The 25,246-nt window shown below is 70.5% G+C and carries 20 protein-coding genes and 1 pseudogene; 7 read left to right on the top strand and 14 right to left on the bottom strand.

Going from position 1 to position 25,246, the window contains the following annotated elements; all coding sequences use genetic code 11:
* Nucleotides 1-171: 171 nt before the first annotated feature.
* Nucleotides 172-438 carry a DUF4190 domain-containing protein gene (locus AB0B14_RS34825; RefSeq protein WP_357067663.1) on the top strand — a complete coding sequence of 89 codons (267 nt, stop codon included), beginning with the start codon at nucleotides 172-174 and terminating at the stop codon, nucleotides 436-438.
* Between the two features lie 73 nt (nucleotides 439-511).
* Here AB0B14_RS34825 and sucD read toward each other — a convergent pair whose 3' ends face one another.
* From sucD to AB0B14_RS34810, 3 genes are all read right to left on the bottom strand, one after another.
* Complete coding sequence (gene sucD, locus AB0B14_RS34820; RefSeq protein ID WP_357067661.1) at nucleotides 512-1,399, bottom strand: succinate--CoA ligase subunit alpha; 888 nt, start codon at nucleotides 1,397-1,399, stop codon at nucleotides 512-514.
* A 2-nt stretch (nucleotides 1,400-1,401) separates the two neighbouring features.
* Complete coding sequence (gene sucC, locus AB0B14_RS34815; RefSeq protein WP_357067659.1) at nucleotides 1,402-2,580, bottom strand: ADP-forming succinate--CoA ligase subunit beta; 1,179 nt, start codon at nucleotides 2,578-2,580, stop codon at nucleotides 1,402-1,404.
* A 465-nt stretch (nucleotides 2,581-3,045) separates the two neighbouring features.
* On the bottom strand, nucleotides 3,046-3,450 hold the full coding sequence (locus tag AB0B14_RS34810) for a cobalamin B12-binding domain-containing protein (protein WP_088987674.1): 405 nt from the start codon (nucleotides 3,448-3,450) through the stop codon (nucleotides 3,046-3,048).
* 514 nt (nucleotides 3,451-3,964) lie between these two features.
* On the opposite strand from AB0B14_RS34810, the gene AB0B14_RS34805 reads away from it, so the two are divergent.
* Nucleotides 3,965-4,672 carry a M23 family metallopeptidase gene (locus AB0B14_RS34805; protein WP_357526323.1) on the top strand — a complete coding sequence of 236 codons (708 nt, stop codon included), beginning with the start codon at nucleotides 3,965-3,967 and terminating at the stop codon, nucleotides 4,670-4,672.
* 263 nt (nucleotides 4,673-4,935) lie between these two features.
* Nucleotides 4,936-5,706: a M23 family metallopeptidase gene (locus AB0B14_RS34800; RefSeq protein ID WP_357526321.1), complete on the top strand. Its 771-nt coding sequence runs from the start codon at nucleotides 4,936-4,938 to the stop codon at nucleotides 5,704-5,706.
* Nucleotides 5,707-5,777: 71 nt separating this feature from the next.
* Here the strand turns inward: AB0B14_RS34800 and pcrA are convergent, their stop codons facing one another.
* The gene (pcrA, locus tag AB0B14_RS34795) at nucleotides 5,778-8,183 is read right to left on the bottom strand and encodes a DNA helicase PcrA (protein WP_357526319.1); all 2,406 of its coding nucleotides are present in this window, start codon (nucleotides 8,181-8,183) and stop codon (nucleotides 5,778-5,780) included.
* Nucleotides 8,184-8,461: 278 nt separating this feature from the next.
* Between pcrA and AB0B14_RS34790 the strand changes: the two genes are divergently transcribed.
* Nucleotides 8,462-8,857: a chorismate mutase gene (locus AB0B14_RS34790; RefSeq protein WP_357526317.1), complete on the top strand. Its 396-nt coding sequence runs from the start codon at nucleotides 8,462-8,464 to the stop codon at nucleotides 8,855-8,857.
* Nucleotides 8,858-8,958: 101 nt separating this feature from the next.
* Here the strand turns inward: AB0B14_RS34790 and AB0B14_RS34785 are convergent, their stop codons facing one another.
* The 7 genes from AB0B14_RS34785 to AB0B14_RS34755 form a co-directional block, all read right to left on the bottom strand.
* Nucleotides 8,959-9,972 carry a dipeptide ABC transporter ATP-binding protein gene (locus AB0B14_RS34785; protein ID WP_357526315.1) on the bottom strand — a complete coding sequence of 338 codons (1,014 nt, stop codon included), beginning with the start codon at nucleotides 9,970-9,972 and terminating at the stop codon, nucleotides 8,959-8,961.
* On the bottom strand, nucleotides 9,965-10,993 hold the full coding sequence (locus AB0B14_RS34780) for an ABC transporter ATP-binding protein (RefSeq protein WP_357067891.1): 1,029 nt from the start codon (nucleotides 10,991-10,993) through the stop codon (nucleotides 9,965-9,967). Before AB0B14_RS34780 ends, AB0B14_RS34785 begins: the two co-directional genes overlap by 8 nt.
* Nucleotides 10,994-11,018: 25 nt before the next feature.
* Nucleotides 11,019-11,987: an ABC transporter permease gene (locus tag AB0B14_RS34775; RefSeq protein ID WP_357067646.1), complete on the bottom strand. Its 969-nt coding sequence runs from the start codon at nucleotides 11,985-11,987 to the stop codon at nucleotides 11,019-11,021.
* Complete coding sequence (locus AB0B14_RS34770; protein ID WP_357067644.1) at nucleotides 11,980-12,906, bottom strand: ABC transporter permease; 927 nt, start codon at nucleotides 12,904-12,906, stop codon at nucleotides 11,980-11,982. The genes AB0B14_RS34775 and AB0B14_RS34770 overlap by 8 nt, the downstream gene beginning before the upstream one ends.
* Nucleotides 12,907-13,054: 148 nt before the next feature.
* Nucleotides 13,055-14,692, bottom strand: a complete 1,638-nt coding sequence (locus AB0B14_RS34765; RefSeq protein WP_357067642.1) for an ABC transporter substrate-binding protein — start codon at nucleotides 14,690-14,692, stop codon at nucleotides 13,055-13,057.
* A gap of 580 nt (nucleotides 14,693-15,272) precedes the next feature.
* On the bottom strand, nucleotides 15,273-15,959 hold the full coding sequence (locus tag AB0B14_RS34760) for a response regulator transcription factor (RefSeq protein ID WP_357067889.1): 687 nt from the start codon (nucleotides 15,957-15,959) through the stop codon (nucleotides 15,273-15,275).
* Between the two features lie 2 nt (nucleotides 15,960-15,961).
* Nucleotides 15,962-17,227, bottom strand: a complete 1,266-nt coding sequence (locus tag AB0B14_RS34755; RefSeq protein ID WP_357067640.1) for a PspC domain-containing protein — start codon at nucleotides 17,225-17,227, stop codon at nucleotides 15,962-15,964.
* Between the two features lie 156 nt (nucleotides 17,228-17,383).
* Here AB0B14_RS34755 and AB0B14_RS34750 point away from each other — a divergent pair, with 156 nt between their 5' ends.
* From AB0B14_RS34750 to AB0B14_RS34740, 3 genes and pseudogenes are all read left to right on the top strand, one after another.
* Nucleotides 17,384-19,153 carry a PspC domain-containing protein gene (locus AB0B14_RS34750; protein ID WP_357067638.1) on the top strand — a complete coding sequence of 590 codons (1,770 nt, stop codon included), beginning with the start codon at nucleotides 17,384-17,386 and terminating at the stop codon, nucleotides 19,151-19,153.
* Nucleotides 19,150-19,356 (top strand): annotated as a pseudogene (locus AB0B14_RS34745) (hypothetical protein); the annotation flags it as partial. The gene AB0B14_RS34750 and the pseudogene AB0B14_RS34745, both read left to right, overlap by 4 nt.
* 625 nt (nucleotides 19,357-19,981) lie before the next feature.
* A complete protein-coding gene (locus tag AB0B14_RS34740; RefSeq protein ID WP_357067636.1) occupies nucleotides 19,982-21,235 on the top strand; it encodes a phosphatidylserine decarboxylase in 1,254 nt (417 codons plus the stop codon).
* A gap of 56 nt (nucleotides 21,236-21,291) precedes the next feature.
* On the opposite strand, the gene AB0B14_RS34735 is transcribed toward AB0B14_RS34740, so the two are convergent.
* The 3 genes from AB0B14_RS34735 to AB0B14_RS34725 form a co-directional block, all read right to left on the bottom strand.
* Nucleotides 21,292-22,230, bottom strand: a complete 939-nt coding sequence (locus AB0B14_RS34735; protein WP_357067634.1) for a CDP-alcohol phosphatidyltransferase family protein — start codon at nucleotides 22,228-22,230, stop codon at nucleotides 21,292-21,294.
* Between the two features lie 347 nt (nucleotides 22,231-22,577).
* Nucleotides 22,578-23,561 (bottom strand): NUDIX domain-containing protein, encoded by a 984-nt coding sequence (locus tag AB0B14_RS34730; protein WP_357526333.1) that lies wholly within the window; start codon nucleotides 23,559-23,561, stop codon nucleotides 22,578-22,580.
* Between the two features lie 645 nt (nucleotides 23,562-24,206).
* Nucleotides 24,207-25,157 (bottom strand): NUDIX domain-containing protein, encoded by a 951-nt coding sequence (locus AB0B14_RS34725; protein WP_355032446.1) that lies wholly within the window; start codon nucleotides 25,155-25,157, stop codon nucleotides 24,207-24,209.
* Between the last annotated feature and the right edge of the window lie 89 nt (nucleotides 25,158-25,246).

Genomic DNA, 25,246 nt, shown 5'->3' with positions numbered 1-25,246 from the left:
CCGTGGCAGTCCGATAACCCACCCGAAGGGCGACGAGTTGACCGAACCCGGGCCCCCGGCCACCCGGTCCGGTCTAGCCTCGGCCGAAGGGGGCGCCAGTCGCCGCCGCCCGGGTCGGGTCCGCCGGTCGCGGTCCGCCGGCCCGCCGCCGACGAACGCCCGGAGGACGCTGTGACGACGCCATACCCGCCACCACCGCCACCACCGGCCCGGGGACGGGACCGGACCACGCTCTGGGGCGTGCTGGGCATCGTGTTGGGGCTGATCTGCTGCGGCATCCTGGGCATCATCTTCGGCTACCTGTCCATCCGCGACGCCCGGCGCAACGGGCAGTCACCGGTGCTGGGCTACCTCGCCATCGTGTTCGGCGTGATCAACATCATCGGCGGGGCGATCCTGCGCGCCACCGGCAACTACCCGTTCTGGAACAACGACTGACCAGTTCACCACCGCGTACGCCGAAGGGGGCCGACCGGCTGCGGTCGACCCCCTTCGGTGTTGCCTGGCCGGCTCAGCTGCCGGACATGATCTCCCGCATCAGGTTCGCGGTCTCGGTCGGCGTCTTGCCGACCTTGACGCCGACCGCCTCCAGCGCCGCCTGCTTCCCCTCGGCGGTGCCGGCCGAGCCGGAGATGATCGCACCGGCGTGACCCATGGTCTTGCCGGGCGGAGCGGTGAAGCCGGCGATGTAGCCGACCACCGGCTTGGTGACGTTGGCCTTGATGAACTCGGCGGCGCGCTCCTCGGCGTCACCACCGATCTCACCGATCATCACGATGGCGTCGGTCTCCGGGTCGGCCTCGAACGCCGCCAGCGCGTCGATGTGGGTGGTCCCGATGATCGGGTCACCACCGATGCCGACGCAGGTGGAGAAGCCGATGTCGCGCAGCTCGTACATCATCTGGTAGGTCAGCGTGCCGCTCTTGCTGACCAGGCCGATGCGGCCGGAGCCGGTGATGTCGGCCGGGATGATGCCGGCGTTGGACGCGCCGGGCGAGGCGATGCCGGGGCAGTTCGGCCCGATGATCCGGGTCTGCTCACCCTTCGCCACGTTGTACGCCCAGAACGACGCGGTGTCGTGCACCGGGACGCCCTCGGTGATCACCACGGCCAGCGGGATCGTGGCGTCGATCGCCTCGACCACGGCGGCCTTGGTGAACTGCGGCGGCACGAAGATGACCGTGACGTCGGCACCGGTCTCGGCCATCGCATCCGCGACGGACGCGAAGACCGGCAGCTCGGTGCCGTCGAAGTCGACCTTCTGGCCCGCCTTGCGCGGGTTGACGCCACCCACCACGTTGGTGCCGGCGGCCAGCATCCGCCGGGTGTGCTTGGAACCCTCGGAACCGGTCATCCCCTGAACGATGACCTTCGAGTCCTTGGTCAGCCAGATAGCCATGATCAGACCCCCGCAGCTGCCAGCTCGGCGGCCCGCTCGGCCGCACCGTCCATGGTGTCCACCCGCTGCACGAGCGGGTTGTTCGCGCCGTCCAGGATCGCCCGGCCGGCCTCGGCGTTGTTGCCGTCGAGACGGACGACGAGCGGCTTGGTGACCTGCTCGCCACGCTGCTCCAGCAGCGCCAACGCCTGGATGATGCCGTTGGCGACCTCGTCGCAGGCGGTGATGCCGCCGAAGACGTTGACGAAGACACTCTTCACGGCCGGGTCGGAGAGCACGATCTCCAGCCCGTTCGCCATCACCGCGGCGCTCGCGCCGCCGCCGATGTCGAGGAAGTTGGCCGGCTTGACGTTGCCGTGCCGCTCACCGGCGTACGCGACCACGTCGAGGGTCGACATGACCAGACCCGCGCCGTTGCCGATGATGCCGACCTCGCCGTCGAGCTTGACGTAGTTGAGGTCCTTGGCCTTCGCGGCCTGCTCCAGCGGGTCCACCGCGGCCTGGTCGACAAGCGCCTCGTGGTCCGGGTGCCGGAACGCGGCGTTCTCGTCCAGGCTGATCTTGGCGTCGAGCAGCAGCATCCGGCCGTCGCCGTTCTTGGCGAGCGGGTTGACCTCGACCAGGGTGGCGTCCTCGGCGACAAACGCCTGCCACAGGCCCACGGCGATCTCGACCACCTGGTCGGCGACCTCGGCCGGGAACCCGGCGGCGGTCACGATCTCGCGGGCCTTGGCCTCGTCCACGCCGTGCACGGCGTCGATCGGGGCCTTCACCACCTTGTCGGGGGTGTCGGCGGCGACCTGCTCGATGTCCATGCCGCCGGCAACGCTGGCGATGCAGAGGAAGGTGCGGTTCGCCCGGTCGAGCAGGTACGAGAAGTAGTACTCCTCGGCCACGTCCGCGGTCACCGTGATCATGACCTTGTGGACGGTGTGGCCCTTGATGTCCATGCCGAGGATGTCGGTGGCGCGGGCCACCGTCTCCTCGGCGCCCTCGGCCAGCTTGACGCCGCCGGCCTTACCGCGGCCGCCGACCTTCACCTGTGCCTTGACGACCACGCGACCGCCGAGGCGTTCGGCGATCGCTCGGGCCTCTTCCGGGGTAGTGGCGACGCCGCCGGCCAACACGGGCAAGCCGTGCCGCTCGAACAGGTCCCGCCCCTGGTACTCGTACAGGTCCACGATTGCGCGTCCCGTCCCGTCTCCGCGGCGCGCCGTCGCGCCGCCACCAGCGTTCAAAAAACAGTTTGACGCCTGTCATCAGTTGAAACAGGCCATTGGCCGCAGCCTAGCGAGGTCGGCACCGCCGGCAACCGAGCGGGTGCGCGGTGTGCGGTAATGCACAACCGGACATCGGTAGCGGCCGGATTCCGGCCGGGACGCCGGCCGCATCCACCGTCCGGGCGATGTTGCCCTGGTTGCGTAACCCGGCCGTGGGGGCCTCGTTGAGTCAGATGTCGGAGCGCTGAGCAGCGCAAAGACGGGATACGGCCGATGCCCTGTCGGTCGAGGGGTGGCGGCGGGGCATCGTGCATAGAGGGGCCGGACGTGTGAGGGGTGCGTCCGGCCCCTCCCCCGTGCCCAAATCCGGTCGCCGAGTAGACCGCCCCGACGAGGCTGTCGCCGAGCAGGCCGCCCCGACGAGGCTCAGGAAACCGGCTGCGCGACGTTCTCGCGGACCCACTCGACGATCGCCTGAGTGGTGGCGCCCGGCGTGAAGATCTTGGCGACGCCCAGCTTCTCCAACTCGGGAATGTCGCCGTTCGGGATGATGCCGCCACCGAACACGACGATGTCGCGGGCGTCCCGCTCACCGAGCAGCTCCAGCACCCGCCGGAAGAGCGTCATGTGCGCACCGGAGAGCACGGACAGGCCGACCGCGTCGGCGTCCTCCTGGATGGCGGTCTCCACGATCTGCTCGGGGGTCTGGTGCAGGCCGGTGTAGACGACCTCCATCCCCGCGTCGCGCAGGGCACGCGCGACGACCTTCGCGCCCCGGTCGTGGCCGTCCAGGCCGGGCTTGGCGACGACGACCCGAATACGAGAGCTCATCAGCGCACACCTTTCACCGGCTCCACGGCCTTCACCTGAACGAACGGTAACCCGGCGGACCCGGCCCGGGAAATCCGGGCCGGAAACCGGCTCCGCGACCAGTCAACCGCGCGGTGCGACCACCGGGCAGCCCGAAGAGACCCGCCGAGGCCATCCGGCACCGCCGGGGCGCGGTGATCCGGCACCGCCCGGCGTGGCGATCCGGCGTTGTCCGGCGCCCTGCGGCACGACCCGCAGTCAAGTCGGACGACTCCGCCGGACCGGTCACGCTCGGCGACGAACGGGCAGCAACAAGGGCACCGTTCGGCGTCACGATGCATGACAATCACGGACGCAAACGGACAGATCGACACGCCAATTTCTCGCTCTAGCTTGTGACTCGCCTGGTGGTTGGCTAACGTGTCCACGGTTGTCATCAGGTCCATGGACGGGTGACGACGCGGTCAGCGGACGTTCACTGGAGCTTCACGAACGCCCACCGGCCGCTTCGGAACCCCGACAACGGAGGGTGTGCGTGCGCCAGCGCCTGTCGTCTGAGCCCGATCGATATCGCGGTCGTCGCCGTGTGCCCACCCCACCGCGCAGCCGTTACGCCGCTGTCGTCACCACCGCCTTCGTCGGGGCCGGCATCGTCGCGCTCGGCGCGAGCGCCCTGCCGGACGCCAAGGACGTCAGCCCGACGGTGCTCGACGAGCTCAAGCAGGCGTCGGTCACCAGCCAGGACGCCGCGGCCCGTGCGGACAACGCCGACCGCGCCTCGCGGGACAGCCGTAACAAGGACAGCGCCGAGCCCGAGGTGTGGCTGCTGCCGCTGCAGGGCTACGACTTCAACTCCCCCTACGGGATGCGTTGGGGCAAGATGCACACCGGCGTGGACCTGGTCGCCGGCGAGGGCACGCCCTACGTCGCGATCCACGACGGTCTGGTCACCAAGGCCGGCTGGTTCGGTGGGTACGGCAACGCCGTGATCGTGCAGCACGCCGACGGCAGCGAGGCCATCTACGGCCACTCCTCCGCGGTCAGTGTCAAGGAAGGCCAGCAGATCAAGGCCGGCGACCAGCTCGGCCTCGTCGGCCAGACCGGTCACGCCTACGGCACCCACCTGCACCTTGAGATCCATGTCAAGGGCAAGCCGATCGACCCGGTGCCGTTCCTGCAGGACCGCGGAGTGGACATCAAGCTGCAAGTCGAGGCAATCTACAGCGAGGTAGCCGGCTCCTGACGCTGCGTACCGACCGTTGACCGCCCGGATCTGTCGATCCGGGCGGTTTTTCGTTGCGCGATGTCTTCCAGGTCACAGTGGAGATTGTGAGCGGCGACACCGTACCGCATGATCACTTTTCCGGTCTTAGTGCCGCAGAGTGGGTCATATTCGGGCAGGCAAGCCGCCGTCCAGCGCCGGGCCACCAGGTCCCCATCCCGCCCCCGGCCCGGCTCGACACCAGTATTTCGAGGTCAAGTGCCCCTCGACTGTGAAGGTCCGCCGTGCAGGAAGACAGCCCCGTCCAGAACGAGAACACCCCCGACACCGCCCAGACCGAGCAGCCGCGGCGCTCCGGCCGACGCAACCGCCTCATCGTGGCCGGTGCGGCCGCTCTGGTAGCCCTCGGCCTCGGTGGCGTCGTCGTCGCCACCACCGGCAGCGACCGCCCGGCACCCGCCGCCGTCTCCCTCGACGCGCAGGCCCGCAACGAGGCCGCCAGCCGGGCCGACCGCTCCGTTCGCGAGTCGAGCACGCCGGTCACCCCCTCGGTCAGCCCCACCCCGAGCCCGGCCGCGACGAGCGCCAGCCCGGCACCCACGAAGACGGCCGCCGCGAAGGCCAAGCCGAAGCCGAAGAAGACCACCAAGCCCACCCCCGCCTGGGTCAACCCGATGCCGGGCGCCGCCGTCACCTCCTGCTACGGGCAGCGCTGGGGGGCCCTGCACGCCGGCATCGACCTGGCGCTGCCCTCCGGCACGCCGATCCGCGCCGCGGCCGCCGGCACCGTGACCCAGGCCGGTGACGCCGCCGACGGGTACGGCAACTCCGTCTTCATCGACCACGGCAACGGGTACCTGACCCACTACGCCCACCAGAGCCGCATCGCGGTGACCGTCGGCCAGCAGGTCAAGGCCGGCCAGGTCATCGGGTACGAGGGCGCGACCGGCGATGCCACCGGCCCGCACCTGCACTTCGAGGTGCACCAGGGCATGTGGAACCAGATCGACCCGGCCCCGTTCATGCGGGCGCACGGCGTGGACCTGGGCTGCTGAGCCAGCGCGACATCCGGACAGGGGTGGTCTCCGTCGCACCGGAGGCCACCCCTGCCGTCATCCGGGGTCGGTCAGAGTTTGTCGACCGGGGCGTGCCGGAGCACCAGCCACATGGTCTGGTCGCCGAAGTCGATCTGCGCTCGGGCACCCGGGCCGTGCCCCTCCACGGCCAGTACCCGCCCCAGCCCGTACCGCTGGTGGTTGACCCGGTCGCCGGCCGACACCTTGGGCCCCTGCGGCAGCTCACTGGCCGTGGTCAGCCGGCTGGCGTCCACGCCGAGCCGTTGCGCCAACTGGGCCGCCTTCGGCGTACCCCCGGTGAAGTTGCCACGCGCGCCGGGCGCGCGGTCCGCGCGGCCGCCGACGCCGCCGCCCCCGCCAGCCCACGAGGTGTACGACCCTTCGGTGCGCTCCCAGTGCACCAACTCGGTCGGCAGCTCCTCCAGGAACCGCGACGGCGGGTTGTAGGACGGTTGCCCCCAGGCCGAGCGGGTCACCGCCCGGGAGAGGTAGAGCCGCTGTCGGGCGCGGGTGATGCCGACGTACGCCAGTCGGCGCTCCTCCTCCAACTCGCGGGTGTCGCCGAGCGAGCGCAGGTGCGGGAAGACGCCGTCCTCCAGCCCGGTCAGGAACACCACCGGGAACTCCAGGCCCTTGGCGGTGTGCAACGTCATCAGCGTGACCACACCCTGGTGGTCGGGGTCGTCGGAGGGAATCTGGTCGGCGTCGGCGACCAACGCCACCTGCTCCAGGAAGCCGGCGAGGGTGGCCCGCTCCCCCTCCTCGCCCAGCGCCTCGATCCGCTCGGTGTACTCCCGGGCGACGCTGACCAACTCCTGGAGGTTGTCCACCCGGCCGGCGTCCTGCGGGTCCAGGCTCTCCTCCAGCTCGGTGAGGTAACCCGAGCGGGTCAGCAGCGCCTCCAGCACCTCTTCCGGGGTGCCGGTCTCGGCCAACTCCCGGGCCCCGTCGAGCAGCGCCACGAAGTCGCCGATGCCGTTGGCCGCCCGGCTGGAGATGCCCGGCGCCTCCCGGGCCCGGCGCAGCGCCGCGCCGAACGAGATCCGGTCCCGGCTGGAGAGCGCCTCGACACACGCCTCGGCCCGGTCGCCGATGCCCCGGCGGGGGGTGTTGAGGACCCGCCGCAGGCTCACCGTGTCGTCGTCGTTGACCACCGAACGCAGGTACGCAAGGGCGTCGCGGACCTCCTTGCGCTCGTAGAAGCGCACCCCGCCGACCACCTTGTAGGGCAGGCCGACGCGGATGAACACCTCTTCGAAGACGCGGGACTGTGCGTTGGTGCGGTAGAAGACCGCGACGTCGCCGGGGCGGGTCTCGTCGGCGTCGACCAACCGGTCGATCTCCCGGGCCACCCAGTCGGCCTCGGCGTGCTCGGTGTCGGCCACGTAGCCGACGATCTGCTCACCGGCGCCGGCCTCGCTCCACAGCCGCTTGGGCTTGCGGGAGGTGTTGCGGTCGATCACCGCGTTGGCCGCGTTGAGGATGGTCTGGGTGGAGCGGTAGTTCTGCTCCAGCAGGATCGTGCGGGCGTTGGTGTAGTCCCGCTCGAACTCCAGGATGTTGCGGATCGTCGCGCCCCGGAACGCGTAGATCGACTGGTCGGCGTCGCCGACCACGCACAGCTCGGCCGGTTCCACCCCCTCGGTGCCGGAGACCAGCTCCTTGATCAGGATGTACTGGGCGTGGTTGGTGTCCTGGTATTCGTCCACCAGCACGTGCCGGAAGCGCCGCCGGTAGCTCTCCGCGACGTGCGGGTGCGACTGGAGCAGATGCACCGTGGTCATGATCAGGTCGTCGAAGTCCAGTGCGTGCGCCTCACGCAGCCGGCGCTGGTAGAGCGTGTACGCCTCGGCCAACGCCCGCTCGTTGGGCCCGGTGGCCCGCGCCGCGAACTGCTCCGGGTCGACCAGCTCGTTCTTGAGGTTGGAGACCTGGGCGGCAAGCCCGCGCGCCGGGTAGCGCTTCGGGTCGAGATCGAGCTCGCGGGTGACCAACTGCATCAGCCGGCGGGAGTCGTCCGCGTCGTAGATCGAGAACGTCGACTTGAGGCCGGCGTGCTCGTGCTCGGCGCGCAGGATCCGGACGCACGCGGAGTGGAACGTCGACACCCACATCAGGCGGGCCCGGGGACCCACCAGCGCGGCGACGCGCTCCTTCATCTCGCCGGCGGCCTTGTTGGTGAAGGTGATCGCGATGATCTCACCGGGATGGACGTCCCGTGCGGCGAGCAGGTAGGCGATCCGGTGCGTGAGCACCCGGGTCTTGCCGGACCCGGCGCCGGCAACGATCAACAGCGGCGAGCCGGCGTGGGTGACCGCGTCGCGCTGTGGCCCGTTCAGCCCGGCGAGCAGCTGCTGCGGATCGAGGCGCGCGGGGGCCGGCCCGGGTCGGTGCGGGCGGGCCGGCGCGGACTCCGGCGCAGGCGGGGACGCGGGAATGTCGAAGAGAGGATGCATCGCCCGACAAGTCTATGCCGCCGGTCAGACACCTGCCCCGCCCCGCTACGCCGCGACGCGAGGAAGGAACCGCTCGATCCTTGCGCGGCAGGTGCCGACGTGGGCATACTCGTCAGCGTGATCGCTGCGCGCTACCACTTTTACTATGGCACCGGGAGTCCGGCTGCCGTGGGTCGCGCCTGATCGATTCAGACCTGCAAAGCCCCGGGCTCCTGGAGTCCGGGGCTTTTTCCGTCCCGGGTTCCGGGCACCGGGCACCACAGTGCGAGAGGTACCCGATGATGACAGACGTGATGGAGCAGAGCGGCGGCCCGACCCGACCCGAGGCGGAGCGGCCCGTGCCGAACGGGACCGAGCCGGCGGTGTCCGCGCCCCCGGCGGTCGACAACGCCGGGCCGGTCGAGGCACGGACCGGCACCGAGGAACCCACCGCCTCCGCGCGGATCGTGCAGATCAGGGAACGGATCGACGAGATCGACAATGCGATGATCGCGCTCTGGCAGGAGCGGGCCGCGTTGTCCCAGGAGGTCGGGGCGACCCGGATGGCCTCCGGCGGGACGCGTCTGGTGCTCTCGCGCGAGCGGAAGATCCTGGAGCGGTTCCGGGTCGCCCTCGGCGCCGACGGCACCCAGTTGGCCCTGCTGCTGCTCCGCGCCGGCCGCGGCCCGCTCTGAGCCGCCCCGCCGGTGGCGAGCCCGGGCCGGCCGGCCCGGCCACGGACAGACGAGACCGCCTGCCGTCGTCGTGGTGACGTCGGCAGGCGGTCTCGGGTGACTCAGGCCTCGTGGGTGGCGACGATCTCGCGCCGCTCCGCGAAGTGGCAGGCGCTCGGGTGGTCCGAGTCCCGTCGGATCTCCAGCAGCGGCACCTGCTCGGCGCAGATGTCCTGTGCCTTCCAGCAGCGGGTCCGGAACCGGCAGCCCGAGGGCGGGCTGATCGGCGACGGCACGTCACCCGTGAGCCGGATGATCGTCTTGTTGTTCCGCTGCGTCGGGTCCGGAACCGGCACCGCCGAGAGCAGAGCCTGGGTGTACGGGTGGGTCGGCCGCTCGTAGATCTCGTCCTCGGTGCCGATCTCGACGACCTTGCCGAGGTACATCACCGCGACCCGGTCCGAGAGGTGGCGGACCACCGACAGGTCGTGCGCGATGAAGACGTACGAGAGCCCGAACTCGCTCTGGAGCTTTTCCAGCAGGTTCATCACCTGGGCCTGGATGGAGACGTCCAGGGCCGACACCGGCTCGTCGCAGACGATGATCTCGGGCCGCAGGGCGAGCGCGCGGGCGATGCCGATGCGCTGCCGCTGACCGCCGGAGAACTGGTGCGGGTACCTGTTGATGTGCTCCGGGTTGAGCCCGACCAGGTCCAGCAACTCCCGGACCTTGGCCCGACGGCTGCCCTTCGGCGCCACCTCCGGGTGGATCTCGAACGGCTCACCGAGCAGGTCACCAACGGTCATCCGCGGGTTCAGCGAGGTGTACGGGTCCTGCATGACCAGCTGGATCTGCCGGCGCAGACGCCGCAGCGCCCCGCCGGACAGCTTCGAGGTGTCCTGGTCCTTGTACATCACGCTGCCGGAGGTCGGCTTCTCCAGGTTCATCAGAACCCGGGCGAGGGTCGACTTGCCGCAGCCGGACTCGCCGACCACACCGAGCGTCTCACCGGCGCGCAGACCGAACGAGACGCCGTCCACCGCCTTGACCTGACCCACGGTCTTCTTGAACACCACACCCTGCGTGACGGGGTAGTGCTTGACCAGGTCACGGACCTCGAGGATGTTCTCAGTCACGGTTCACCAGCTCCTCGGCGAAGTGGCAGGCGCTGGCCCGGGCGGGCCCGACCTGCAGCAGCGGCGGGACCTTCTCCCGGCACACCGGCTGAGCCATGGGGCAGCGCGGGTTGAACGGGCAGCCCGGCGGGATGTTCATCAGGTTCGGCGGGAGGCCCTTGATCGTCCGGAGCTGCTGCCCCTTCTCGTCCAGGCGCGGGATCGAGTCGATCAGACCGATCGTGTACGGGTGCGCCGGCTTGGCGTACAGCTCGTACACGTCGGCTTCCTCGACGATCCGGCCCGCGTACATGACCGCGATCCGGTCCGCGACGTCGGCGACCACGCCGAGGTCGTGGGTGATCAGGATCATGCCCATCTGCCGCTCACGCTGGAGCTCGGCGAGCAGGTCCATGATCTGGGCCTGCACTGTCACGTCGAGCGCGGTGGTCGGCTCGTCCGCGATCAGCACCTCCGGGTCGAGTGCCAGCGACATCGCGATCATCGCGCGCTGCCGCATACCACCGGAGAACTGGTGTGGGTAGTTGTTGAACCGGCCCTTGGCGTTCGGAATCTTGACCTGGTCGAGCATGTCGATCGCGCGCTTCTTGGCCTCGGCGCGACCCATACCCCGCCGGACCCGGAACTGCTCGGCGATCTGGAACCCGACGGTGAAGACGGGGTTCAGCGCGGAGAGCGCGTCCTGGAAGATCATCGCGATGCCCTCGCCACGGATGCGGCGACGCGCCTCGTCGGACATGGTGAGCATGTCCTTGCCCTGGAAGCGAACCTGACCGCCGGTGACGAAGCCGGGCGGCGTGTCGAGGATGCCCATGATGGTCTGCGCGGTGACGCTCTTGCCGGAGCCGGACTCGCCGAGCACGGCGAGGGTCTCCCCCGCGTCGACGTGGTACGTGACCCCGTTGATGACCTTTGCGACGCCGTCCCGGGTGCGGAACTCCACCCGCAGGTCGTCGACCTCGAGCAGGCGACCGGAGGGGCGACCGGACCCGCCGGGTCCCGGCACGGACTGCTCGGACACGAGAATGTCGGACACTGGATATCCCCTAGCGGAGTTTCGGATCGAGGGCCTCGCGGACCGCCTCACCGAGCATCACGAAGCTCAGCACTGCGGTGACGAGGAACGCGGCGGGGAAGAAGACCAGCCCTGGCGCGACCCGGAGGAAGTCCTTACCGTCGCTGATCATGATGCCCCAGGAGACCACCGGCGACTTCAGGCCGACGCCCAGGAAGGACAGCGTGGCCTCGGCGCCGATGAACGAGCCGACCATGATCGTGCCGTAGACCAGCAGTGGCGCCAGGGAGTTCGGCAGCAGGTGCTTGAGGATGATCCGGCCGGTGCCGGCACCCAGCGCGCGGGCCGCGACGATGTAGTCGGCCTCCTTGGTGGCGAGCACCGAGGAACGCATGAGTCGCATCACGACCGGCCAGCTCAGCACGATCAGGGAGATGGTCACCAGGCCCATGATCTTGACTTTGCTGTTGCCGGAACCCGAGCCGTTGAACGTGGTCAGGATGACGATCGCACCGAGCACGAACGGCAGGCCGAAGAACACGTCGGCGATCCGGCTCAGCAGCCCGTCCACCCAGCCACCACGGTAGCCGGAGATGATGCCCATGGTGCCACCCACCAGCAGGGTGCCGAGCACGGCGAGCACGGCGACCTGGATGGAGGCGCTGGCGCCGTAGATGACGCGAGCGTAGACGTCGCGGCCCTGCAGGTCGTACCCGAACCAGGCGTCCCCGGACGCCTTGCCCAGGCTGCGGGACAGCGACCCGTTGATCGGGTCGCCCGGCGCGAACAGGGCCGGGAAGAGTGCCATCAGCACGAAGACCACGATCAGCGTGGAGGAGATCCAGAACAGCGGCTTGCGCCGGAGGTCCCGCCAGGCGTCGCCGAGCAGACCCCGGGGCTTCTCGTTACTCTGCGGCGCGCCCAGGGTGGCGGGGGCGGCGGAGTCGGTCGGGTGCGCGCCAGGGGTACTGACGATCGACGCGGTGCTTGGGTCACTCATAACGGATCCTCGGGTCCAGGGCGGCGTAGAGCAGGTCAACCAGCAGGTTCATCACGAGATAGACCAGCACGAGGACGACCACGATCCCTACCACGGTAGCGCTCTCCTTGGTGACGATCGCGCGGTAGACCGCACGGCCGATACCGTTGATGCCGAAGATTCCCTCGGTGACGATCGCGCCGCCCATCAGGGCGCCGAGGTCGGTGCCGAGCAGGGTGACCACCGGGATGAGCGAGTTGCGCAGCAGGTGCACGCCCACCACCCGCCGCATCGGCAGACCCTTGGCGATCGCGGTGCGCACATAGTCGGCGCGGCGGTTCTCCGCGATGCTGGTTCGTGCCACGCGGGCGATGTAGGCGACCGACGCGCTGCCGAGCACGAAGCCCGGCACGATCAGCTCGGACAACCGCATCTCGGAGGAGACGGTCGGCTTGACGATGCCCCACTGCACGCCCAGCAGCCACTGAAGAACGAAGCCGACGACGAAGACCGGCAGCGCGATCAGGAAGAGCGTGGAGACCAGGACAAGGTTGTCCAGGAAACCGTTGCGGCGCAGACCGGTCAGCACGCCGGCGCCCAGGCCGATCACGGCCTCGATGGCGAGCGCCACCAGGGCCAGCTTCAGCGTGTTCGGGTACGCCGTGGCGATGATGTCGCCGATTTCGCGTTGCGAGAACGTCTGACCGAAGTCACCCTGGAGCAGATTCTTCATGTAGTTGCCGTACTGCACGAAGACGTTCTGGTCGAGGTGGTACTTCTCGGTCATGAAGGCGATGTACTGGTCCGGGCAGCGGCGCTCGCCGCACTTGCCGGCGAACGGATCGCCGGGGACGGCCCAGACGAGCCAGTAGATCAAGAACGTCGTACCGATGAAGACGGGCACGAGTTGGAGCAGCCGTCTCAACAGATAACGGCCCATGGGGTGGTCCTCCAGACAGGGGGCGCGTCGGACGGCCGACACGGTGGTGACAACGTGCGCATCGAGTGTTGTAACACCCGATCGCGGAACGGCCCCGGGTCGGGCTCACCGGATGTGGCGAGCCCGACCCGGGGTCAGACCGTTCGGATCAGAGCTCGACCGAGGTGATGTCGAGTTCGCCGACGTTGTTCAGCTCGAGCTTCTTGATCTTCTCCGAGTGGCCGGACTGCTGGCCGTAGAAGTAGATCGGGATGCTCGGGACGTCCTGGTCGACCTTCTCGACGGCCTTGACGAACGCCTCGTGCGAAGCCTCCAGGCTCGGCGCGGCGCTGGCCTGCTTCGCCAGGGCGTCGACCTCCTTGTTGCTGTAGAGGCCGTCGTTCGAGGAGCCACCCGTGACGTACAGCGGGTTGATCCAGTTCTCGACGTCCGGGTAGTCCTGCTGCCAGGCAGCGCGGTACGGGCCCTTCATCGAGTGGGCGTTCACGTTCTGCCGGAAGACCGCGAAGGTCGGCACGCCCTCGGCCCGAGCGTTGATGCCGAGGTTGGTCTTGATCTGCTGCGCAACGGCGTCCATCCAGTCCTTGTGGCTGGAGTCCGAGTTGTAGTAGAAGACCATCTCACCGGAGAAGCCACCGGCCTCGGCGAGCAGCGTCTTGGCCGTGGCCACGTCGAACTTGCAGGCGGTGCAGTTGCCCGGCTTGGCGCCCGGGGTCAGCGGGTTCGCCCAGCTGTCGGCCGGCTTACGGGTGCCGAAGAAGATCTTGTCCGAGATTTCCTGCCGGTTGATCGACAGGGACACGGCGCGGCGCAGCTTCGCGTTCTGGAAGCGCTTGTCGTAGAGCGGGAACGCGATCAGCGCGGTCGTCGGCGTGACGGTGTTGCGGCCCCGCTCACCGAGGTCGGTCTTCCACTTGTCGCCGGCGAGCGCCGAGGTGGGGATGACCTCCATGAAGTCGAGGGTGTTGGACAGCAGGTCGGCGTAGGCGGCCGTCTCGTCCTGGTACAGCTTGACGTCGACGTCCTTGACCTTCATCTTGTCGCGAAGGTTGTAGTCGTCGAAGCGCGTCAGCTTGACGAGGACGTTGTCATCCCACGACACGAACTTCACCGGGCCGTTGCCGATCGGCTTCTTGCCGAACTCCTCGGGCTTCATGGTGAAGAAGGCATCCGGCAGCGGCATGAAGGCCGCGTAGCCGAGCTTGGTCGGGAAGACCGCGGTCGGCGCCGCCAGGGTGACCTCGAAGGTCTGCTCGTCGATGACCTTCAGGCCGGACATCTTCTCGGCGGCCGGGGCGGGGGCCTTCTTCGGGCCGTCCGCGCCGTCCGGGTCCGACGTGTAGGTCTGGTCGAAGCCCTGGATGTCGGAGAAGAAACTGCCGTTCTGCGCGCCGTTCGGCGAGTAGGCGGCCCAGTTCCAGGCGTCGACGAAGTTCTTCGACTTCACCTCGGTACCGTCGTGGAACTTGGTACCCTTCTTGATCTTGATCGTGAAGACCTTGGAGTCCGTGGTGTTGATGGACTCCGCAAGCGCGTTACGCGGGGCCCCACCGTCGTTCGGGTACTCGACCAGGCCGGTCCACAGCCAGTCGACGATCTTGCCGCCGCCGGTCTCCGTGGTGTTCGACGGGACCAGCGGGTTCTCCGGCTGGACACCGTGGATGACAATCGCGCCGTCGCCGCTGGCGGCAGTATCGCCGTCGCCACCGCTCGAGCAACCGCTCGCGACAAGCGCGGCAGCCGCGCTGAGCGCGATCGCGCTCGTCGCCCGCTTCGAGACTCTCATTCCGAGGGGCCTCCTCTTTCTAACCAGGTTCCGTCGTGGGTTTCACGCACGTTTGGGGGTGACACCGCCCGACCACCCCGGGGCGCGGGTCGCCGGGACCACAGGGAAGTTGGAGACACCCCTGATGTTCCGATCCGCCGGGCTCCCCCGCCAACGAGGCGTGACACGACGCAGAAGGCACGGCCACGAGCCGCCGCGAAGGGCGGGGACATGGTCATGGGCCGTACGGAGTGCCACACACCGATGGTGAGGTGCTGCCACTGTGACACCAACTGGCCTCTTCCGTGAAGGTGCCGTTATCAAGCCGTTAGTTGCCCGCCACGTCGCCGATACTTGAAAAATGATCATAAAACGGTCGACGTGGGCCGCACTGAGCAGGAAATACGTTGCGCCGCCCGAAGAAGTGACCCTGGGCCGCCCGCCGGCCCCGGGCCCACCTCTGCCCGATAGGACGTCCAACACCACCCGCATTTCGACCCATCCGGACAGGTCGACTACGGCTGCACGGACACGATCACCGGCTGGGTGGACGAGGGCGCGATGATCGTCTGTCTGATCCTCGGCCCCGGGCGGGGCGAGATCACACCAGCCGGCGATCCGCCGCCCACCGGGAGAGCTCGTAGCGGTTGGACATCTGCAGCTTGCGGAGCACGTTCGACACGTGCGTCTCCACCGTCTTGATGGAGATGAACAGCTCCTTGGCGATCTCCTTGTACGCGTACCCCCGGGCCAGCAGCCGCAGCACCTCCCGTTCACGGTTGGTGAGCTGGTCCAGCTCCGGGTCGGCCACCGGGGCGTCCGGCCGGGCCGCGAAGGCATCCAGCACGAACCCGGCCAGCCGTGGGCTGAACACCGCGTCCCCGTCGGCGACACGGCGGATCGCCGCGGCCAGCTCGTCCGGGGAGATGGTCTTGGTCACGTAGCCCCGGGCACCGGCACGGATCAACCCGATCACGTCCTCCGCCGCGTCGGAGACGCTCAGCGCCAGGAACTTGACCTGCGGGTGCGTACGCCGCATCGCCTCCAGCACCGCGCGACCGCCGCCGTCGGGCATGTGCACGTCGAGCAGCACCACGTCCGGTCCGACAGCCGCGATCCGGGTGACCGCCTCGGCCACCGTGCTCGCCTCGCCCACCACCTCGACGTGGGCGCCCAACTCCGCGCGCACCCCGGCCCGGAACATGGCGTGGTCGTCCACCAGGAACACCCGGAGCCGCTCGGGGCGGGCCTGGGCCGGGTCGAGGTGCTCGGTCGGCTGCTCGGCCATGGTCATCTGTTCCTCTCCGCTGCGGACGAGTCCCGGGAGATCGGCAGGATCAACCGGACCTCGGTCCCCTCCCCCGGGCCGGACCGGATTTCGGCCCGTCCGCCGTGCCGCTTCATCCGCCCGATGATCGAGCCGCGTACGCCGTGCCGGTGGTCCTCCACGGTATCCGGATCGAAGCCCTTCCCCCGATCCCGGACGAAGACGCTTACCTGTTCGGGCTCCACCTCGGCGTACAGCGAGACAGTCTGCACGCCGGCGTGCCGGGCCGCGTTCACCAGCGCCTCCCGCGCGGCCGCGACCAGCGCACCGACCTTCTCGTCGGTCTCCCGGTCGCCCACCACGACCGCCTCCACGGTGATCGCGTAGGTGTCCTCGACCTCGGCGGCGGCCTGCTCCAGCGCGGCGGCGAAGCGCTCGTTCGGCGACGCGGTGGGCTTGTAGAGCCAGTTGCGCAGGGAACGCTCCTGCCCCCTGGCCAGCCGCTGCACCATCTTGACGTCGCTGGCGTTGCGCTGGATCAGCGCCAACGTGTGCAGCACCTGGTCGTGCACCATGGCGGCCAACTCGGCCCGCTCCTGCTCACGGATGCGCCCCTCGCGCTCCGAGCGGAGCTGGCTGTACGTCCGCCACAGCACGGGCGCGGCGACCACGCCGACACCCGCCAGCCCGACCAGCGCGAAGATCACGCCGTTGATCACCGCATCGAAGTTCTGCGCCGGCGAGTAGACCGCCGCGACACCGATGATGCCGACCGCGACGAGCACCCCACCGCCGATGAACCGGAGCACGAACGCCCGCCGGTCGCTCTCCTCGACGACCGCGCCCAGCCAGGGCACCGGCATCGCCTCGCCCCACTGCCGCCGCCGTTCGGGTGCGGACTGGTGCCAGATGACCCCGGCGCCGACCGCGATGATGGCCACGAGCCAACCGGCGGTGCCGGCCGCGCCGACCGAGTCGAAGACCATCACCTGGATCAACAGGACACCGAGCCCGATCCCCACGAACGGCAGGAGCTGGGCGACGTCGCGCCGGGGCGGCACCGCGGTGTCGCCGGGCCGCAGCGGCACCACCGCCCAGAAGGCCGCGTAGAGCAGCAGGCCGAGCCCACTCAGGCCGAGCAGCACCATGAACGCGACGCGCACCCGCAGCACCGAGATGCCGAGATGGTCGGCGATACCGGCGGCGACGCCGGCGGCCATCCGGTGCTCGGGGGCGCGGTAGAGGCGCGGGGATGGAGTCACGGTGCTGATCGGAGGCTCCCTGGTCACGGTGGCGGGTGTGGCGCGGGTCGGTGATCCGATCGTCACACGCTGCGGCGCCCACGACCACGGGGACGCCCCCGACATTCCGGCCGCCGGATCTCAGGGTGGGGTCAGGGTCGTGTCCTGAGGTCGCTCGGGCTCACCGGGCAGCAGGATCGAAGCATGACCGAGGAAGCTGCCCCGCCGCCCCGACCGGGGTCGACACAGCCGGGTGGTTCAGCACCGCCCCCGCCCCCGCCCACCGCGACGCCCGCCGAATGGACCGCGCCCAGCGCGTTCGGTCCGTACACCGGCCCCGGCCCGGACACCGGCAGCACGCCAGCCGATCCAGCCGGCGGCTACCCGCCACCCACCGGGGGCCACTACCCGGGCCCGGGGTTCGCGGCCGGCACCGGCTACGGGGCCCCCGGCACGCCACCCGGGCCGGGTGGTCCGGGTCCGTCCGCGCCGCCGCCGTTCACCGGCACCGGTTTCACCTCGCGGTACGGGTTGGTCCGGCCGCGCGAGGGGCGGTATCTGGCCGGTGTCTGCGCGGCGATCGGACGAGCCACCAACACCGATCCGGTGCTCTGGCGGGTGCTGCTCGCGGTGCTCGGGTTCTTCGGTGGCATCGGCATCCTGGTGTACGTCGCCGCGTGGTTGATCATCCCGAACGAGGGCGACACCGCGTCCCCGATCGAGTCCATGCTCGGCCGCGGTCGTTCCAGCATGTCGCCGGTGACCGTCATCATCCTGGGCATCCTGGTCGCGGCCAGCTTCGGTTACATCGTCACCGACGCCTTCCGCGCGGTGCTGCTCGGCGCGGCCATCCTGGTCGCCGGCGCGCTGCTGCTCAACCGGGACAGCCGCAACCCACAGCCGGGCACCCCGGGAGGGCCGGCACCGTCCGGCAACCCGCCCGGCCCGGTCCCGCCGGTGACCTGGCCCGCGCCGTCGTACGACGTGCCGCCGTCGACCACCCCGCTGGCCACGACCACAACGGTGGTCAGCGGTGCTCCGGCGTACGCCGCCACGACCATGGCGGGGCCGCCCACCGTCACCACCCCGGCGTACGACGTATCCCCGGCCGCCCCGGCCCAGCCGGTGTCCGGGCAACCGGCCGACCCGACTGTTGCCGGAGCCGGCTGGCCGGTCACCCACACGCCCAGCGTCGGATGGCCGACGGCGCCGGTGACCGGCGCACCCGCTGCCGCGCCCGGCTATCCGACCGCCGCCCCGGCGTCCGGATACCGCCCCCCGTTCGCGCCACACGGCCCGTACGCTTCGCCGCCCCCGGCCGCTGCCCGTCCGCCGAAGCCACCGAAGCCACCGAAGCGCCCCAAGGAGCGTTCGCCGCTCGGCGCGGTGACCTTCTCCCTGATCTTCCTGGCCCTCGGTGTGGTCGCCCTACTCGACCTGCTCGACGTCTTCGCCATCAGCGCCTCGGCGTACTTCGCGGCCGCGCTGGCCACGATCGGGCTGGGTCTGCTGGTCGGCACCTGGTTCGGGCGGGCCCGCTGGCTCATCGCGCTCGGGCTGGTGACCGCGGCGGCGCTGGGCACGGGGACGGTCGCCGAGTCCTACGACCGGATCCGCGGGGTCGACGGCGCGGTGACCTGGGCGCCCACCGACTACCGCGATCTTGCCGACCGGTACGAGAACAGCTTCGGTGACGCCGTACTCGACCTGCGGGGGATCGACTTCGCGAAACGGGACAGCCAGGTGACGGTCGCCATCAACTTCGGCAAGGCGACGGTGGTCGTCCCGCCGAACGTGGACGTCACCACGGTGGCCGACGTCAACGCCGGCGACGCCATCGTCTTCGGCAACCATTCCGGCGGGCTGGACGGCCGCCAGCAGGAGTCCACCGACCTCGGCGCCGACGGTGCCGGCGGCGGGAAGCTGCGCCTGTACATCCACGTCAACGCTGGCAACCTGGAGGTGACCCGGTGAAGGCTCACCGCACGGATCTGGTGTCGTTCGCCTTCGGGCTCGTGTTCCTGGCGCTGTCGGCCTGGTGGCTGCTCGCCCAGATACTCGGGTTCGCGCTGCCGGCGGTCGGTTGGTTCCTGGCCAGCGCCCTCATCCTGATCGGGGTCTTCGGGCTGGTCGGCGCACTGCGCTCGGGCCGGTCGGGGCCGCCGAAGCCGACCGCCGAGGCCGGCGTCACCGAGGCCACCGCGCCTGTCTCCGGCGCGTCCGCTCCGGTTTCCGGTGCCGGCACGCCGACCTCCGGGGCGGCGCTTCCGGTCTGGGAGGCGCAGCGCTCCACCTGGGACACTCCGCCGCCGGCAGCGACCCCGCAGCCGTCGACCACCGAGGTACGAGCACCGGAGGCACCGACCGCCGACGTGATCCACCCGGCCTGGCTGGCCCACCAGCCGTCGGAGCCGCAGACCGTTCCGATCCCCGGCCACTCCGACGAGCCGACGATCGGGGTCGTCACCCGAACGACTCCGCCGGACGAGGACGAGCCGACCCGGCCCAACCAGCCGACCGCCAGCGCGGTCGGCGACCAGCCGACAGCCAGCGCGGTCGGCGACCAGCCGACAGCCAGCGCGGTCGGCGACCAGCCGGGTGACGAGCGGGAGGGTCGACGCGGAGAGGTCTGACCCTCGGTCGCCGGCCGGCCTCGGCTACTCCAGCACCGCGGCGGTGCCGCTGCCGCGGACGGGCGCATATGCTGGCCGGTGGAGATCTCGCCTCCGCCGGCCGGCCCGTCCCCGCCATGGCGGTCCCGCCGCGATTCCCGTCTCTACCCCCGTCAGGAGCCCGCCCGACATGACCCAGTCCCCCGCCGTGCGCACGACCGGCCGGTCCGGTCCGGTCCGCATCGGCGAGCGAGCCGCCCGTACCCTCGTCGCCGAACTGGCCCGGATCAACGACCCCAAGGCCGCCCTGCTGGTCGGGGTGGGCCCGGAGTCCGCGGTGCTGGCCGCGGCGATCGAGGCGCTGCTCCCCGGTGACCGGCTCACCGTGGTGCCCGCCGAGTCGCTCGGCGCTGCCGCGCTCCGCGAGCACGTCAACGCCCAGGGCCGCTGGGTCGCCGACCGGGTGGGCGTCGTCGACTCCCTGGCCGAGGCCGAAGCCGCCGAGGTCGTCATCGCCGGCGAGGTCTTCGGCGGCACCGCCGAGGAGACCCGCAGCGGCATCGAGGGCCTGGCCAAATACCTGTCCGACGGTGCGGTGCTGAGCGTGGCGACCACCGCCACGCCCGGCCGGACCAGCGGCGCCGCCACGGAGCTGGCCCGGCAGGACGCCCTCTACGGTGTCGGCGCCGACCTGGTGCTGCGCAACTCACCACCGGTCCGGGTCTACCGACTGCGATTCACCCCGGCCAGTCCCGCCACGGCCGACAGGTTGGCCCCCGCGTACCGGCCGTCGAGTGTGCCGCTGACCCGCGGCATGCACATCGACTCCAACGGCGTGGCCGCTGCCGGCATCACGCTGGGCCTCGCCGCGCTGGCCCGGGTGGCGCGTCCGTCGTCCAAGCTCTGGCTGCTGCCGGCGCTGGCCGCCGGGCCGGTCGCCGCGTTCTTCCGGGACCCGGAACGCGACGTACCGGAAGACCCGACCGCCGTGGTCGCCAGCGCGGACGGCAAGGTCCTGTCGGTGCAGCGGCTGCACGACGAGCGTTTCGGTGACGGCGAGTGGCTGCGGGTCGCCGTTTTCCTGTCCGTGCTGGACGTGCACGTCAACCGCTCCCCGGTCGCGGGCAAGGTGGTGGACTACTTCGTCGCCGATGGCGGCTTCGTCAACGCCATGAAACCGGACGCCGAGCACAACGTCGCGGCGTACACGGTGCTGGACACCGCCCGCGGGACGGTGGTGGTCGCGCAGCGCACCGGGCTGATCGCCCGCCGGATCGTGCAGCGCGCGCCGATCGGCGCACTGCTGGCCAAGGGCGAGCGCTTCGGGCTGATCCGTTTCGGCTCGCGGACCGACGTCTACCTCCCGGCCGACGCCGCGGACCCGCTGGTCGGGCCGGGCGACAAGGTGGTGGGCGGGTCCACGGTGATCGCCCGCTGGCGCTGACCCACAACCGAAGAACGGGGCGCCGCTGTCCGCGGCGCCCCGTTCGCTATGCCGAATCAGGCGGTACGACGCTGTCGCAGCCAGAGCACCGGCCCGCTGACCAGGTAACCCACCACGATCAGCGCGAACGTGAGCCGGATGTCGATAAGCGCGCCGATCACCGGGGCCAGCCACAGCCACGGCGGCAGCTTCACCAGGCGGGCGAGCTTGGCGTACGGGAAGCTGGAAACCATCGCGAAGGCGAGCAGCGCGACCCCGGCGACCAGCACGGCACCGGGCACCGGCAGGCCGATCGCCACCGTCACGGCGAGCACCGCAGCCGCCATCGTGGTGGGTACGCCGCAGAAGAAACGGCCGTCCTTCGGCGAGACGTTGAAGCGGGCCAGTCGAATCGCGGCACACGCCGCGACCAGGGCGCACGCCACCGCCGCCGCGGCCGTGGAGACGGAGCCGGCGAGCGAGGCGTAGACCACCACCGGTGCGGCAAGGCCGAACGAGCACATGTCGGCAAGGGAGTCCATCTGCGCGCCGAACGGGCTGGCCACGCCCAGTCGACGGGCCAGCGCGCCGTCCAGACCATCGAAGCCGACGCAGGCGATCAGGCAGAGCGCGGCGAGACGAACCTCGCCCTGCATGGCCAGGAAGATGGCCAGCATGCCCAGCATCAGACTGGCCAGCGTGCAGGCGTTGACCAGACCGAACTTCACCCGGCGGGCGATGGTGCGCTCGCCGGGAAGCAGCGGGATCGACCGCGACGAAGCCTCGTCGACGGGCGTCATGGGCGGCATCGCCGGGCTGACCGGCATGATCGCCTCGATCTCGGCTCGACCGACACCCAGAGCCGGACGGCTCAGCCGGTCCAGGCCGTAGCGGCGACGCTGCCGGTCGGCGTACCGATGCTCGGTCGGGGTCATGTTGGTCGCGTGCAGGTCGCCGTCACGGCGACCGACGCGGACCAACAGCACCTGGCGGGCGAATGTGCTGCTGCGGCGCAACGGGCCCGCCCAGCGACGCCCTGCGGGGCGCGGACTGTCAGTAGTACGACGCCGGCGCCATGGGGCTCTCGGCACGTTTCCTCCATCACCGGATCGGCTGGCCGCCGCGGGGCGGGTGTCCGGCTGTCTCGTGCCGGACCGTGCGTGGCCCGGCAGCCGTTTTGCGCGGAGTACACCATCGCATAGGGGGACATGGCTTGGCGATAGCTGCCGGCGGTGCTTACAACTGGTCTAAACCGCGCGAACCGCTCGCTTATTCCCATCCCGGGCTTCATCGCCCGTTTCCTCCATCATTCCCGCCTTTGACTGTACCGGAGGGTCACCAACTCGGCTCATCGAGCGGAGTGCTATCGGCCACCCTGTCCGATTGCCGAGGCAGCGATATCGCTCAACGGCAGGTCGAGAGCCTGCTCCCGGGTGAACCATCCGGCCCGCGCCGTCGAACCTCCGGCAGACTCGGTGACCACCGCGGCAGTGGGTACGTCCACCAGCACCCGATAGATCACCCGTACGCCATGCCAGTCCAGAGGACGACCCTCCGGGCCCAGCGCGGCAGGATTGTGCAGGTTGTCCACCCCGAGGATCTCCCCCACCCGGCCCCGCTGACCACCCTCCTCGACCAACTCCCGCAGCAGACCGGTGGCCGGCTGCTCGCCATGATCGGTCCCACCGCCGGGCAGGTGCCACAGGCCAGCCCCGGGATAACCGGCCGCGATCTCGGTCAGCAGGATCCGCCCAGCCGGATCGGTGACCAGCCCGTACGCCCCGAAGCGCAGCCTGCGGTCGGGATGCGCCGGCGGAAACAACCCAGCCGACCGACGCGCCCGGGGCGGCAGCGGGGTGACCGGCAGGCCGAGCACCCCGGCGGTGAACGGCGTCAGCGGCACTCGGGCCGCCTCCTCCAGAGTGCGCCAGCGCACCTCCTCGACCACGCCACCCCCGGCACCGTCGCGCGGTGCACCGTCGCCCGGAACGCCGCCGTGCGGTGCGCGGTCGCCCGGTGCGCCGTCACGCCGAACGGCGTCGTGCGGTGCGCCGTCGTGCGCGGCAAGCTCGAACAGCAGCCGGTCGGTGTGCAGCGCGACGGCCTCCTCCGGGTAGGTGACCACGTCAGCGACCACCGCCCGGAGCCGGCCGACCGCCACGGTCAACCCGGCCTGCTCGGCGAACTCACGGACCAAGGCATGCTCCGGGTGCTCGGCGTGCGCCACAGCACCACCGGGCAGCCGCCACATCCCCGGGAACTCACCCTCGACCCCGTCCCGAACCAGCAGGACCCGGCCCGAATCCCACAAAATGCCATAAACGCCAACCCGCCGCAGAAGGTCCATCCCCACCAACTCCGCTCCCCCACCCCGCCCAGCCCGTCCACCGGCCCGCCAGCCGCCCAGCCGCCCAGCCGCCCAGCCGCCCAGCCGCCCGTCGATCATGAGGTTATTGCCGTCCAGCTCGGCGTGTCCTGACAATAACTTCATGATCGACGCTGGGAGCGCGGAGATCCGCGCAACGGACGTCCGGTTTGGCCGATAGGGCTGCTCTGTGCTCAGGCTGCCGTGGCGCGGGAGACTGGTCTCGCGGTGATCGACCCGGGTTCATGAATGTCGGGGGCATCCTGGCGCGCTGGGACACCCCGAATTCAGCAAAACGGAGTCGATCATCCGGCCCGTACCGCTGTTTGGGACTTCTCGGCGATTCGCGCCCCCCGGAGGTCCGGAGAGCCGCCGGACCACCCGACCCCGATGCCCACCACCCGACGCCCCGACGCCCGACACCCCGGCACCCTGACACCCCGACCCCCGGCACCCTGACACCCCGACCCCCGGCACCCTGACACCCCGACCCCCGGCACCCTGACACCCCGACCCCCGGCACCCGGCCCGATGCGCTGCTCGCAGCGAGCACCAGCGCCGAGACTTCCCGCCAGCACGCACCGCCACCGACCACCGGCCGTGCGACCCGCTCCGCGGCGGAACGGGTCAGGTGAGCTGCGCGGCCTGGACCGCTTCGGCGGTTACCTCGGTGAGGTGGTGGGTGGGGAGAGCGCCGAGCTCCTCGCGGGCGAACCAGCGGGCTTCGCAGGTGGAGCCGCCGACGTCGGCCACGGTCAGCGGGTTGGGCTGGTCGACCACGACCCGGTAGAAGGCACGCACCCCGTGCCAGTCGATCGGGTAGCCCTCGGGGCCGAGCGACGCGGCGTCCCGGTGGCTGGCCACGCCGAGCAGCTCGACCAGGCGGCCGGTCTGCCCGGTCTCCTCGACCAACTCGCGGATGAGCGCCGCGCCGGGCTGCTCGCCGTAGTCGGTGCCGCCGCCGGGAAGGTGCCAGCAGCCGGCGCCCGGGTAGCCGTCGGAAACCCTGGTGAGCAGCACTCGGCCGGCCGGGTCGGTGCACACCGCGTACGCGGCGAAGCGCTGCGCCCGGTGCAGCCCGTCGGGGCCGGGCACCGCGTAGAAGGAGGGGAATTCGGGTGCCTCGTCGGGGACCACGTCGGCGGAGGACGCGGGCAGCCCGAGGGCACGTGCGGTGAACGAGCGCAGCGGCAGCTCGCGCGCCTCGTCGAGGGTGTACCAGCGGGCCAGGTCGGTGGGGCGCTCGCCGACCCGGTCGGCGAGCGTGCCGCCGCGGACCGCCACCCGGTAGATCAGCCGGTCGGTGTGGATGGTGATGCCGCGCTCCGGCAGCGCCCGCATGTCGGCGAGGACGTCGGCCAGGCCCGAGACGGCGACCGAGAGGCCGGTCTCGGCGGCGGTTTCGCGGACCACCGTGTGGTTGGGGTCCTCGCCGTGGTCGACCGCCCCGCCGGGCAGGGACCACGTGCCGGGGGTGCCGGAGCGCTCCGAGGCGCGAACCAGCAGGACTCGGCCTGTCGAATCAGCACAGACTGCGTATGCCGCGATCCTGCGGAGCGGCTCCAGCAAGGTGGTCACGAAAGCAAATTCTCCCCGGGCCGGGTTACCGGGACGGAAAAGAGTCGGATTCCTGACTGTCTGGTGCCGATCAGGGATTGGTCAGGGTA

The organism is Micromonospora sp. NPDC049171, assembly GCF_040648275.1.
In the GTDB taxonomy this organism is placed as follows: Bacteria; Actinomycetota; Actinomycetes; order Mycobacteriales; family Micromonosporaceae; genus Micromonospora.
This window is presented reverse-complemented; position numbering and strand designations above follow the sequence as displayed.